The 12,323-nt window shown below is 67.2% G+C and carries 11 protein-coding genes; 2 read left to right on the forward strand and 9 right to left on the reverse strand.

The genetic code is table 11. The features are described from left to right. Window positions 1–6: 6 nt before the first annotated feature. The 5 genes from SB771_RS00980 to SB771_RS01000 all read right to left on the reverse strand — a co-directional run bounded on the left by SB771_RS00980 (window position 7) and on the right by SB771_RS01000 (window position 4,862). Complete coding sequence (locus tag SB771_RS00980) at window positions 7–591, reverse strand: hypothetical protein (protein WP_175659458.1); 585 nt, start codon at window positions 589–591, stop codon at window positions 7–9. Further along, on the reverse strand, window positions 588–1,328 hold the full coding sequence (locus tag SB771_RS00985; protein WP_175659459.1) for a methyl-accepting chemotaxis protein: 741 nt from the start codon (window positions 1,326–1,328) through the stop codon (window positions 588–590). Before SB771_RS00985 ends, SB771_RS00980 begins: the two co-directional genes overlap by 4 nt. Before the next feature lie 2 nt (window positions 1,329–1,330). Further along, on the reverse strand, window positions 1,331–3,721 hold the full coding sequence (locus SB771_RS00990; protein WP_175659460.1) for an MCP four helix bundle domain-containing protein: 2,391 nt from the start codon (window positions 3,719–3,721) through the stop codon (window positions 1,331–1,333). A 494-nt stretch (window positions 3,722–4,215) separates the two neighbouring features. Next, window positions 4,216–4,623 (reverse strand): type II toxin-antitoxin system VapC family toxin, encoded by a 408-nt coding sequence (locus SB771_RS00995; protein ID WP_175659461.1) that lies wholly within the window; start codon window positions 4,621–4,623, stop codon window positions 4,216–4,218. Then, window positions 4,620–4,862, reverse strand: coding sequence for an antitoxin (locus SB771_RS01000; protein WP_011658485.1), 243 nt, complete (start codon window positions 4,860–4,862; stop codon window positions 4,620–4,622). The genes SB771_RS00995 and SB771_RS01000 overlap by 4 nt, the downstream gene beginning before the upstream one ends. A 261-nt stretch (window positions 4,863–5,123) precedes the next feature. On the opposite strand from SB771_RS01000, the gene SB771_RS01005 reads away from it, so the two are divergent. Further along, window positions 5,124–5,813 (forward strand): alpha/beta hydrolase, encoded by a 690-nt coding sequence (locus SB771_RS01005; RefSeq protein WP_175659462.1) that lies wholly within the window; start codon window positions 5,124–5,126, stop codon window positions 5,811–5,813. Between the two features lie 44 nt (window positions 5,814–5,857). On the opposite strand, the gene SB771_RS01010 is transcribed toward SB771_RS01005, so the two are convergent. Both SB771_RS01010 and aspA read right to left on the reverse strand, forming a co-directional pair. Next, window positions 5,858–7,351 (reverse strand): amino acid permease, encoded by a 1,494-nt coding sequence (locus tag SB771_RS01010; RefSeq protein ID WP_175659463.1) that lies wholly within the window; start codon window positions 7,349–7,351, stop codon window positions 5,858–5,860. A gap of 103 nt (window positions 7,352–7,454) precedes the next feature. Then, window positions 7,455–8,861 carry an aspartate ammonia-lyase gene (gene aspA, locus SB771_RS01015; RefSeq protein ID WP_175659464.1) on the reverse strand — a complete coding sequence of 469 codons (1,407 nt, stop codon included), beginning with the start codon at window positions 8,859–8,861 and terminating at the stop codon, window positions 7,455–7,457. Window positions 8,862–9,016: 155 nt separating this feature from the next. On the opposite strand from aspA, the gene SB771_RS01020 reads away from it, so the two are divergent. Continuing rightward, the gene (locus tag SB771_RS01020) at window positions 9,017–9,991 is read left to right on the forward strand and encodes a LysR family transcriptional regulator (protein WP_175659465.1); all 975 of its coding nucleotides are present in this window, start codon (window positions 9,017–9,019) and stop codon (window positions 9,989–9,991) included. Window positions 9,992–10,083: 92 nt separating this feature from the next. Here SB771_RS01020 and SB771_RS01025 read toward each other — a convergent pair whose 3' ends face one another. Both SB771_RS01025 and SB771_RS01030 read right to left on the reverse strand, forming a co-directional pair. Beyond that, window positions 10,084–11,148, reverse strand: coding sequence for an asparaginase (locus SB771_RS01025; RefSeq protein WP_175659466.1), 1,065 nt, complete (start codon window positions 11,146–11,148; stop codon window positions 10,084–10,086). 151 nt (window positions 11,149–11,299) lie between these two features. After that, window positions 11,300–12,322, reverse strand: a complete 1,023-nt coding sequence (locus tag SB771_RS01030; RefSeq protein ID WP_175659467.1) for a DUF2891 domain-containing protein — start codon at window positions 12,320–12,322, stop codon at window positions 11,300–11,302. Window position 12,323 lies beyond the last annotated feature (1 nt).

Genomic DNA, 12,323 nt, shown 5'->3' on the forward strand with positions numbered 1-12,323 from the left:
AATCGGTCAAAACAGTTCGAGCTCGCCGCCCGTGTCCACGCTCGTCCCTTCCGGCACGTGGAAATCGACCGGCGCGTTCGCGCACACGCACAGCGTCGCGCCGATCCGCACGTCGCCGTCGAGCGTCACGTCGTACGCGGCCACGTGATCGGGATTCAGCGCCGGCAGGTAGTCGATGCTCGCGCCGCTCAGCAGGTAAGGCGTCGACATCCCGAGATCGGGGAACGGCGCGGTCAGCGCCTGGTTGATCGCGCCGCAGCACAGGTTCGCGACTTCCATGAACGCTTCGGGCAGCGGCCGCTGCGCGCTCGCGCCCGACGCAGCCGCTGTGAAATGACGGCGCGTCGGCGCATCGTCGCGAAAGCGCAGCGCAAGCAGCAGCCGGAAATGCAGCGCCGAGATCGTCAGGACAACGACGTGCTCGGACACCGTCGGCGTCGTGCGCGACTTCACGCGCGACAGATCGTGCGACGCGTCGTGCGCATCGCCCGAGGCCGGCCGGATCTCGCAGGCGCCGCCGGACGCGAGCCGCGTGCGCGCCGCATCGAAGAAGATCCGCTCGAAACCGGCCCGGGCCTGCGCGCTGATCACGCCGCCGCTCCTTCGAGCCGCGCGTGCAGCTGCCCGGCGAGTGTCTCGACCGTCGCCAGCGCGGCCGTGATCATCTTGCCGCCGGCCTGGATGTCCTGGAACGTCGCGGCCGTCACGAGATCGTTGCGGTTCAGGCTGTCGCGATAGCTGTTCGACAGTTGCTGCGAGCGCGCGGCGAGCCCACGCACCTCGCTCGCGACGATCGAGAAGCCGCGTCCGGCCGCGCCCGCGCGCGCAGCCTCGATCGACGCGTTCAGCGACACGATCGACACGTGCGCGACGATCGCCGACAGTTCCTGGTTCTTCGCGCGCATGTCCTGGTTCTGCGTGGTGAGCGAGATCATCTGCTCGTGCCAGCGCTCGAACGTGCCGGCCAGCCCGCGCAGCCGCGCCGCTTCGTCGGCGAGCTTCGTCGCCTGCTGCGCCAGTGCCGCGCGCTCGGCCGCGAGCGCCTGCAGCGCGTCGCGCTGCTCGCCGGCGCCGGCCGCGTCGCGGGCCAGCGTTTCCTCGAGCTCCGCCTCGCGGCGCGCCCATGCCTGCGCCGCTTCCGTCTGCGCGGCGACGGCTTCGGCGGCACGCGCATCGGCCGCGCCGAGCGCATCGCGCAACGCATCCGCGTCACGCGTGAACGCGGCAACGAGCCGCGCTCGCATCACGCGACACACGATCGCGGCGATTGCCGCGACCACCAGGCCGCCCGCCAGTGCGGCGCCGATCGGGATCATCCACGCTTGCACGATCACTCCGCCACGTCGACGTTCGCGATGCCGGCGCGCGCATGCGGCTCGGCGTGGTGTGCGGCGCCGTCCGCCGCGAAGCGCGCCGGCAGCGACACGATCGTCTCGAACGCGCGATACGGCGAGCCGACGCGATCGTCGGTGAAGCGCAGCGCGATGTCGCCGCCGTCGCGCTTCAGGAAGTTGCGCACCGCGTCCATCCCGACGCCGCGCCCGGACACTTCGGTCACGGCACGCGCGGTCGAGAAGCCCGGTCGGAAGATCAGTTCGGCCACCGCTTCGTCGGTCAGCGCGGCTTCGTTGCCGGCGTCGATCCACCCGCGCTCGCGCGCGATCCCGCGAATCCGGTCGAGCGCGAGACCGCGGCCGTCGTCGCCGAGCACGAAACGCAGCGCACCGTCCTCGACGTCGACCGCGATGTCGATCTTCCCGGCCGGCGGCTTGCCAGCCGCGCGACGCTCGTCGGACGTTTCGATCCCGTGGTCGATCGCGTTGCGCAGCAGGTGCATGAACACGTTCTTCAGCGTCGCGCCGATCTCGCTGCGCACGCGATGGCCGTTGCTGTCGATATGCACGACGGGCGCCGGCTTGCCGAGTTCGGCCGCGAGCGACGGCAGCGATTCGATCACGCCGCCCAGCGCGTCGCCGATGCCCTGCGTGCCGAACTGGCTCAGCAGGCGGCGCACCGAATCGCGCGCCGCGAGCCAGTCGCCCGCGTTCGCCGGATCGGCGCCATCGAGCATGCGCAGGCTCTCGCGGATATGCGCGCGCTCGACCATCAGGTAGTCGCCGCCGCCCGGCCCCGCCGGCTCGCCGTGGCGGCCGAGCGTGACCGCGTTGATCGTCGCGTAGTGATCGACCGCCTCGCGCACGCGGGCCAGGTCGTCCATCAGCGCATCGCGGTTCCACTCGGGGCCGCTGTCCGCGCGGCGCAGCGATTCGTATGCCTGCTCCGCTTCGTGCACGATGTTGGTCAGGTGCTGAAGGCTGTAGGTGCGCGCGTTGCCCTTGATCGTATGCATGTTGCGGAACAGCGCCGCGACGATCGAGTGATCCGCGCGTTCGTGCTGGCGGATCATCCGCTCGTTCTCGCTGAGGAAACCCTTCGCGCTGTGCACGAAGTCATGGAACTTGTCCTGGCTGATCGACAGGATCTCGCCGATCATCTCGAGGCGGCGCTGCTGCTCGCCGGCCTGCGCGGTCAGCTCGCGGATCTCGGTCACGTCGCGCACGCACAGCATCAGCCGCACGACCGTGTCGGTCTCGTCGGTGATCGCCGACCAGCTCAGGTCGAGCCACTTCTCGCGGCCGTCCGGCATCCGCTTCGCGACTTCATTGACGAGCAGGTGCTCGTTGAACGCGAAGTTCATGCTGTCCTCGCCCAGGCACGCATGCACGGCCGCCTCCACCTGCGAGCGCGCGTCGGCGCCGATGCTCGAAGCGTCGAACACGAGCGCCATCAGGTCGCGTCCGGCGATGTCGCTCGTCTCGAAGATGGTCTCGAGGTACGCCGAATACTCCGCATGCACGACGCCGCCTTCGACGACGGTCAGGATCCCCTGCTGCATGTTCTGCAGCATCGCCTGGATGTCGGCCGTCTTCTGCTTCAGTTGCGCGGCGTTCTCCTGGATCTTCTCGATCATCCCGTTGAACGCGACGATCGAATGGCCGATCTCGTCCATCCGGCCCACCGGCACGCGGCGCGTGAAGTCCTGGCTCGTCGCGATCTCGCTCATCGCCGTCTGCATCCCGATCAGCGGGCGCGCGATCTGGCGGTACAGCACGAAGCCGAGCGCGGTCAGCAGCACGACGACCGTGCCCGCGACCGCTGCGATCGCGGTCGCCGTGGTCGACAGCATGCCGTTCAGCGCGCGAATCGCATCGTCCTTCTGGCGGTTCTTCTCGACGCGCAGCGTGTCGACGATGCTTTCGAGCTCGTCGCGATACTGCGCGACGTTCGCGAACAGGTACGCTTGCGCCATCTCCGGCTTGCCGTCGGCCTTCATCTTCACGGTATCGTCGATCGCCGCGAAGTAGTTCGTGGCGCTGTCCTTCGCCTGCGCGACGAGGCCTTGCTGCGCCTGCCCGACCGCCGACCTGGCCTGCGCGTCGAGCGCCGCGCGCAGTGCGGCCTGTTTTGCCTTCAGCTCGTCGCGCGCCTGCGCGGCGGTGTTCGCGTCGGGCGCGTACACCAGCGTCATTGTCGCGATCTGGATGTTCTTCACATCGGCGACGAGATCCGCCGACGCGAGCGCGCTCGGCACGATTCCCTGGGTAACCTGACGCACCTCGGACGCGCTCTTGCGCGTCTGGTACACGGCGTACACGCCGATCGCGGACAGCGCGAAAAACGTCAGGACGACTAGCAGCGTAATGCGATGACGGATGGTCATGAGTACAGCTCCCCGCAGCGATCCGGCTTCGACCGCCCTTTGGTCTATTGAAAGAATATGAGCGCCGAATTATCGGGGATGGTGTATGACTGTCCGATGACTGAAAATCAATCGGTCATTGAGGAAATCGCAATGGTCAATTGCGGCGAGGAAATCCTAAAGTTATTCTCGAAGCGGCCGTTAACCTCTGGCCTGCATGCGCCGCCTGGGCGGCCGGGCGGCCTGCCGCAAATGAATCCGGATATTTATTCTTTTATTTTTGATCCGGCGATTCAATCCGGTCGAATACCGGCAAAACGTTTGCGCATTATCTTGCGAAGCGGATCGGTCATGCAGCCCTCATGCAGCCTTTTACGCACGATAGCGAATTCAATGACGCGCGGCGTCTCACGGCCCGGTCATCGCCGCTCACGGATCGAGCGCGATACCGCCCCTGCGAGCCCAGCCGCTCGCGATTGCCATCCGTGGCGATTGCCACATGACTTGCACTGCGGTCACTTTTCGCGCGCCGCCGCGAGCCAATCCTCGACCTGTAGCTCCGAGACCCGCTCAAACTCGCGCGTGTTGTGCGTGACAAGCACCAGGCGTCGCGCTCGCGCCTGTCCTGCGATCAATGCATCGTATGGCCGGATCGGTGTTCCCACCGCGGCCAGTTGCGCACGGATTTCACCGGCATGCTGCGCATCTTCCGCATCGAACGACACGACCTCGAACTGAAGCCCCTCGACGCGTGCCAGATTCGCTGCCGCTCTCTGACTCTTGTACGCCCCGTAATAGAGTTCATGCGCGACGATCGCGGGAATTCCGAAATCCGCAGGTTGATGGCTACGCAATCGGGCCAGCATGGCCTGTTCGCCTTTCAGAATCGCGATTACCGCGTTGGTATCCAGCAGAAACTTCATTCAAACACGTCCAGCCCCGGACGCTCTTGAGCGGCAGGCTCGGTTGCCGCGGCGGCCTCAAAATCGGCGTCAACCGGGCCGATCAACGGTGTCAGCCATGCCCAGTCTTGCGGCACCGGCTCGAGAATGACAGACGCGCCGTGCCGACGAATCCGGACCTCCGTTGTATCGAAGCGGAAATCCTTCGGCAAGCGGACGGCCTGCGATCCACCATGCTTGAAAATCTTGGCAGTCTCCATCTCCCAACCCCATGTATCTACAAAACGTATCTATTTTATCAACTATGGGTTGCGATGACGAGCCACCCGGCCGGCATATTGACCATAACCAGTCGCCTACCGGCAAATTTCCTCGTCCATGACACAAGTAGCTGCCCCCAATATCCGACACCGCGGCCCCGCATTCATTCCAAATAGGAAACAATCAATCGCCATCCGGCGATTCACGTCGCCGTCCGCGCGTTCTAGACTGTCGGCTCATTTCCCAACCGGATCCACGCAATGACCGACGTCCTGCCGCTGACCACCGACGCCGAATCCGGCCTCCACTACCGGCTGCGCCCGGCCGCCGGCCGCCCTGCGGGCCGCCTGTTGCTGCTGCACGGCGTCGGCGGCAATGAAACCAACCTGCTGAACCTGGCCGACACGATCGATCCGCGCATCGAAATCGCCTTCGTGCGCGGTCCGCTGACGTTCGGCCCCAACCAGCACGCGTGGTTTCCAGTGCGCTTCGGCCCGAACGGCCCGGAAATCGATGCGGCCCGCGCGGAGGCGAGCCGCGTGCAGCTGATCGCGCTGCTGCGTGCGTTGCGCGCGCCGGACGCCGACACCGGCGCTTCCGACTTGCCCGCCGTGATCGCCGGTTTCAGCCAGGGCGGCATCATGAGCGCGAGCGTCGCGCTCACGTCGCCGGCCGACGTCACCGCGTTCGCGGTACTGTGCGGGCGCATCCTGCCCGAGATCGATCCGCTGATCGCGTCGCGCGATGCATTGAGCCGGCTGCACGCGCTGGTGATGCACGGCCGCTTCGACGACAAGCTGCCGCTCGCGTGGGCCAATACGGCCGACGCGAAGCTGACGGCGCTCGGCATCGCGCACGACACGCGGCTCTACGACACCGGCCACGAACTCACGGCGCCGATGGCCAGCGACTTCAGCCACTGGGTCGGCGCGCGTGTCGGATTGAACTGAGCGCAGCGGGCGGTCGACCCGCCCGTGCGCATCATCAGACATCGTCAGACGTTGCTCGCCGGATCGGCGATGGCTGGTGCGGCGCTTGCCTGCTGTCGCGCGGTACCACGCTTCGCGAGCTTCCAGCCGATCACGAGCGCGAGCACGACCAGCGGAATCATCCCGACGGTCCACGTGCCGCCCGGGTAATCGAACGCCATCAACACCAGCACGCTGACGAGAAACCCGAGCGTGAGCCATGACGTGAACGGTGCGCCGGGCATCCGGAACGACACGGGGCTCAGCTCGCCGCGATTGACCGCGCGGCGGAACAGGATCTGGCACATCACGATGAAGCCCCAGGTCGTGATGATCCCGAGCGACGCCATGTTCAGCACGATCTCGAACGCCTGCGCCGGCACGATGTAGTTCAGCGGCACGCCGATCGCGTTGACCGCGACCGTGACGAGGATCCCGCCGTACGGCACGCCGCGCGCGTTCATCCGCGACACGAAGCGCGGCGCCGAGCCGCCCATCGCGAGCGAACGCAGCACGCGCCCGGTCGAATAGAGACCGGAGTTCAGGCTCGACAGCGCGGCGGTCAGCACCACGACGTTCATCACCGTGCCGACGTACGGCACGCCGAGCTTGCCGAAGAACGTCACGAACGGGCTTTCGTGCGCGCTGTACGCGGTCCACGGCAGCAGCATCGTCAGCAGCACGACCGAACCCACGTAGAACAGCGCGATACGCCACATCACGCTGTTGATCGCCTTCGGCAACACCTTGCGCGCATCGGCGGTTTCGCCCGCCGCGACGCCGACGAGCTCGATGCTCGCATACGCGAACACGACGCCCTGCACGATCAACACCGCCGGCAGGATGCCGTGCGGAAAGATCCCGCCGTGATCCGCGATCAGGTGCAGCCCCGGCATCTGGCCGGCGACCGGATGGCCGCTCGCGAGAAACACGGCGCCGACCCCGAGGAACAGCGCGAGCGTGCCGACCTTCACGATCGAGAACCAGAACTCCATCTCGCCGAACACCTTCACGCCGATCATGTTCATCACCGACACGATGCCGAGCGCGCCGAGCGCGAACACCCACTGCGGCACGTCCGAGAACGCGGCCCAGTACTTCATGTAGATCGCGACCGCGGTGATGTCGACGATGCCGGTGGTCGCCCAGTTCAGGTAGTACATCCAGCCCGCGACGAACGACGCGCGCTCGCCCATGAACTCTCGTGCGTACGACACGAACGCGCCACTGGTCGGCCGGTGCATCACCAGCTCGCCGAGCGCCCGCATGATCAGGAATGCGAATATGCCGCACACGAGATACACGACCGCCAGCGCGGGCCCCGCGCTCTGCAGGCGGCCGCCCGCGCCGAGAAAGAGGCCGGTGCCGATCGCACCGCCCATCGCGATCATCTGCACGTGGCGCGGCTTCAACTGTTTCGCATAGCCGGCTTCGTGCGACGCGAACATCGCATCGCGATCGGCATGACGGGGATCCGCGCCGCCGGCCGTGTCGGCCGGGCGCTCGCTGACGTGCTTCATGGTGTGTCTCCGTTTCTTGATGTGTTGCGCCCGTCGACGGGGCGCTGCGGTAACGGGCGCGCGCGGGCCGCCGGCGGCATGCGCCGGCGCCGTGCGGCCGGAATCAGTACGCGCGCGGACGGATCAGCGCTTCGGGCTGCAGCGCTTCGTCCAGTTGCGCGGCGGTCATCAGCGCGCGCTCGAGCACGACTTCGCGGATCGACTTGCCGCTCGCGTGCGCCTCGGCGGCCACGGCGGTCGCGCGCTTGTAGCCGATGTACGGGTTCAGCGCGGTCGCGAGCGCGACCGATCGCTCCATCGTGTCGCGCAGCCGCTCGGGGTTCGCCGTGATCCCGCTCACGCAGCGGCCCGCGAGCGTCGTGCAGGCGGCCGTCAGGTGGCTGAAGCTGCGGAACAACGCGCTCGCGATCACCGGCTCGAACGCGTTGAGCTGAAGCTGGCCGGCCTCGGCGGCGAAGGTCACCGTCAGGTCGTTGCCGAACACTTCGAACGCGACCTGGTTCACGACCTCCGGAATCACCGGGTTCACCTTGCCCGGCATGATCGACGAGCCGGCCTGCACCGGCGGCAGGTTGATCTCGCCGAACCCGGCGCGCGGGCCGCTCGACAGCAGCCGCAGGTCGTTGCAGATTTTCGACAGCTTGACGGCGATGCGCTTGAGCACGCCGGAAATCTGCACGAACGCGCCGCAGTCCTGCGTCGCCTCGATCAGGTTCGGCGCGGTGCTCAGGTCCAGGCCGGTGATGCGGCGCAGCGCGGCCAGCGCCTTCTCCGCGTACTGCGGATGCGCGGTGATGCCGGTGCCGATCGCGGTCGCGCCGAGATTGATTTCGCGCATCAGCCAGCCGGCTTCCTGCAGGCGCGCGATGTCTTCCGTCACCATCACCGCGTAGGTCGAGAACTCCTGGCCGAGCGTCATCGGCACGGCGTCCTGCAACTGCGTGCGGCCGAGCTTCAGGAAATCCGAGAACGCGTCGGCCTTCTCCGCGAACGCATCGCGCAGGCGCGCCATCGCCTCGAGCAAATGCTCGACCGCGAAGCAGGTCGCGACCCGGATCGCGGTCGGATAGACGTCGTTGGTGCTCTGCGCGAGATTGACGTGCTCGTTCGGATGCAGGTATTCGTACTGGCCGCGCGCATGCCCCATGATTTCGAGCGCGCGGTTGCAGATCACCTCGTTCGCGTTCATGTTGGTCGACGTGCCGGCGCCGCCCTGGATGATGTCGACCACGAACTGGTCGTGCAGCCGGCCTTCGCGGATCTCGACGCACGCCGCGGCGATCGCGTCGCGATACGCGGCCGGCAGGAGGCCGAGCTCGCAATTCGCATCGGCGGCAGCTTCCTTCACGGCCGCGAGCGCCATGACGAAGTACGGCAGCGACGCGATCGTGCGCCCCGAAATGTCGAAGTTCTCCTTGGCGCGCAGCGTATGGACGCCGTAGTACACCTCGTTCGGAATGCTTCGTTTCCCTAAAAGATCTGCTTCGACGCGAAAGCCGTTTGCCGTCATGGTGTCCCCTCCAGAATTGTCCCGTGCCGCCACGGAAACCGGCTGCGCTCGCCGCTTCCCGGGACGACGGGATCGCATTCTATGCCTTTGCATAAAGAAGCTCGCTTATGTATTATCGAAAGCGGTTTTGCGTGGGACGCAACAATGAGAGACGAATGAAAGCCATGGCGAGAGACACCGGCCTCGATCATCTGGGCGCGATGCGCGCGTTCGTGCGTGTGGTCGAAATGGGGAGTTTTTCCGCGGTCGCGAAGGAGATGCACGTGTCGACGTCCACCGTCGCGCGCAAGATCACGGCGATCGAAGAGGCGTTGGGCGTCGCGCTGCTGCATCGCTCGACGCACAGCGTGACGCTGACCGAAGCCGGCCATATCTATCTGGAGCGCGCGGTCACGCTGATCGCCGATCTCGACGACACGCTGCGCGTCGTCGCCGAGCTCAATGCGCAGCCAAGCGGCCCGCTGAAGCTCACCGCGCCGGTCGCGTTCGGCCGCCGCCATCTCGCGCCGCTGATCGCGCCGTTTCTCGCGCGTTACCCGACGATCCAGCTCGACGTGCGGCTCACCGACAACCACAACGACCTCGTCGCCGGCGGTTACGATCTCGACATCCACGAAGGCGAGAACTATCTGGACAACCTGGTCGTCCACCGTCTGTCGCGCAACGACAGCATCCTGTGCGCGACGCCCGGCTATCTCGACCGCTGCGGGCGGCCCGCGACGCCCGACGACCTGCTGCATCACAACTGCCTACGCTACGTGCATCCCGAAGGCGATCCGCGCTGGGAACTCGTGCGCGGTGACGCGCGGCACAGCGTGCTGCCGGCCGGCAACCTCGTCACCGATCATTCGGAGCTGCTGCTGGAGGCGACCTGCGCGGGGCTCGGCATCGCCGAGTTCGAGATCTGGCTGGTGCGCGACCTGCTCGCGAGCGGTCGGCTCGAAGCCGTGCTGCCGCGCTATCGGCTGCATAACAAGCTGACAGGCGAGCACATCTACATCGCGTATCTGGCGAACCGGCGCAGCTCGGCGAAGCTGCGCGTGCTGAAGGACTTTCTCGCGGACCAGCTCGCGCATATCGGCGAGCTGTCGGAAGTCGAACTGATGAAGATTCGCGACGCGAGTGCGTAGCGGCCGCGCCGGTCAGCAGGCAGGCACTGAGGCCGCACGCATCGTATGCAACGCCCGCATGCGACCTCGACGTATCGAAGCGTTACCTACCTTCACGCAGCCTGCAATTCGAACGGGAACGTCGCGTGCCCGATCTCGACGCCTTGCGTGTTCAGCATCCGCGGCCGATGGAACGCGGCGAGCCGCGCGCGCTGCGCGTCCGTGCCGATGCGCAACCGTTCGAGCAGTTCGCTGACCATCATGTACAGCACGTCGATGTTGCCGTCCTCGATCTTCACCGAGATGCCGAGCGCGCCGTCGGCGCCGAGTTCCCGCGTGCGCGCCGATGCGCGTACGCCGATCCCGTAGCACGCATCCGCGCCGAGCTTGCCGACGACCTGCCCTTCGAACGCGTCCATCAGCACCGTGCAGTAGCGCCCTTCGCCGGCGACCAGCTCCGGATGGGCCGTCATCGCGTGATGAATGCGCGCCAGCGCGCGCACGCGATCGGTCGTCGCCGCGCCGCGGGCTTCCAGCGTATCCGCGCCGTCGGCCAGCGACGCGTAAAGGCGCGCGAGGCGGTCGAGCGGGAATGCGGGCGTCGGCAGGTTGCAGCCGTCGATCGCCCAGTCGACCTCGTCGTCGCGCAGCCCGCACGCGTTAGCGACCACGTGCTTCACGCGCACCTGCATCGGATGCTCCGGCAGATGGTAGTCGGCGATCGCGGCGCCGATCGCCCGCGCGCCGCCCAGCATCCCGACGTGCTTGCCCGAGCAGTTGCTGCACACGCCGGTCGGCGTGTAGTCGCGCTTGATCCACGACCGGTACACCGCGTCCGACAGCGGCGCATGGCCGCCGCAGCGCAAATCCGACTCGTGCGCGTCGACCTTCGCCAGCATCGCCCGCGTACGCGCGATGTGCCGCTCCTCGCTGCTGTGCGACGCGCACATCAGCGCGATGTCCGCGTCGTCGAAACCGAACCGCTCCGGCGCGCCCGTCTCGATCACGGACAGCGCCTGCGCCGGCTTCGCCGCCGAGCGCGCGAGCGTCGTCCGGAACGGATCGCCGAGCCTGAACAGCAGCTTGCCGCCGGCATCCACCACCGCCACATCGGCGAGGTGCGTGTTCTCGATCGCATTGCCGCGGTACGTGACGACCGCTGCGCGTTGGGTGTCCATCTTGTGCTGTCTCCTTCGTCGGGCCTGATTGCCGGGGCCCGTGCAACCGGTGCGGAAGTGTATCGATTCGCCGCCGGGTTGCGCCGCTCGGCCGATGGAAAGTGGTGTTGCGCCGGATGCAAAGCCGGCGCAGCAATCCCCGTCGAAGCGATTACGCGTCGAGCGCCAGCAGCGCGAACGTCGCGAGCCAGTGCTCGCCCATATAGTCGCCGGCCACGTGCGCGAGCGCGCTCGCGAGATGCCGGTCGGCCGCATCGAACAGCTTCGCGCGCCGCGCATCGCCTTCCGGCAGCGCGCCGGCAAGCGAGCGCTGACACCACGCACGGCTCAGGTTCAACCCGTCCAGATGCGCGATCTTGCCGTCGCTGCGGTCGCTGACCGTCGCCGGCACGAACAGCGTCGCCGGCTCGCCGCGCGCGAGATCGGGCAGGAAACGCGCGAACCAGCCGTCGAATTCGCCGGCCGGCAGCACGCGCCGCATCAGCTCCGCCTCCATCAGCGCGGGCGACAGGAACTCGTCGCCCGACGGCTCCCACGCCTGGCACGCGACATCCTCCAGGTGCCAGCGTTTCGCCGTATCGACGATCAGCGCCGCGAGCCCGTCGCGCTGCGTCGCGCGTGCGAAGTCGAGCGTGAGCGCGAGCGCGAACGCGGTGTTGAAGTGCGTGCCGACGCGCAGCGGATAGGTCGCCTTCGGCAGGAAGGTCTCGAAGCGCGCGACGAACAGGTCGGTGAGCGGCGCCATCGTCTTCGCCCAGCGGGCGGCCTGCGGCACCACGCCCTTCAGCGCGAGCCGCTCCAGTTGCGCGGACAGCGCGAGCAGCCACGCCCATCCGTAAGGCCGCTCGAAGCCGCTGTTGTGCGGCAGCGCGAGGTACGCGCGTTCGCCGGCGACGTTCGCGTCGGTGAAATGCGCGTCGACGACGGCGATGATCCGCTCGGCTTCCGGCAGCGCCGGATAGCGTTCGAGCACGCGCAGCAGGAGCCAGTAGCCGTGCACGCACGAATGCCAGTCGTAGCTGCCGTAGAAGATCGGGTGCAGCGCGCGCGGCCCCTGCACGTCGTGCGGGCCCTCGAGCGAATGCGTGAGCTTGTTCGGATATTCGCGGGTCAGGTGCGCGAGCGCGAGCGACGCGAATTTCGATGCGAGTTCGGGAGTCAGTCGGTCGGTCATG

The sequence above is a fragment of the Burkholderia sp. SIMBA_051 genome (assembly GCF_046534915.1).
GTDB lineage: Bacteria > Pseudomonadota > Gammaproteobacteria > Burkholderiales > Burkholderiaceae > Burkholderia > Burkholderia ambifaria.

Coding starts and splice junctions, on each gene's coding strand:
- SB771_RS00990 (WP_175659460.1), bottom strand. CDS start 3,721: ATGACCATCCGTCATCGCATTACGCTGCTAGTCGTCCTGACGTTTTTC.
- SB771_RS00995 (WP_175659461.1), bottom strand. CDS start 4,623: ATGAAGTTTCTGCTGGATACCAACGCGGTAATCGCGATTCTGAAAGGC.
- SB771_RS01000 (WP_011658485.1), bottom strand. CDS start 4,862: ATGGAGACTGCCAAGATTTTCAAGCATGGTGGATCGCAGGCCGTCCGC.
- SB771_RS01005 (WP_175659462.1), top strand. CDS start 5,124: ATGACCGACGTCCTGCCGCTGACCACCGACGCCGAATCCGGCCTCCAC.
- SB771_RS01010 (WP_175659463.1), bottom strand. CDS start 7,351: ATGAAGCACGTCAGCGAGCGCCCGGCCGACACGGCCGGCGGCGCGGAT.
- aspA (WP_175659464.1), bottom strand. CDS start 8,861: ATGACGGCAAACGGCTTTCGCGTCGAAGCAGATCTTTTAGGGAAACGA.
- SB771_RS01020 (WP_175659465.1), top strand. CDS start 9,017: ATGAAAGCCATGGCGAGAGACACCGGCCTCGATCATCTGGGCGCGATG.
- SB771_RS01025 (WP_175659466.1), bottom strand. CDS start 11,148: ATGGACACCCAACGCGCAGCGGTCGTCACGTACCGCGGCAATGCGATC.
- SB771_RS01030 (WP_175659467.1), bottom strand. CDS start 12,322: ATGACCGACCGACTGACTCCCGAACTCGCATCGAAATTCGCGTCGCTC.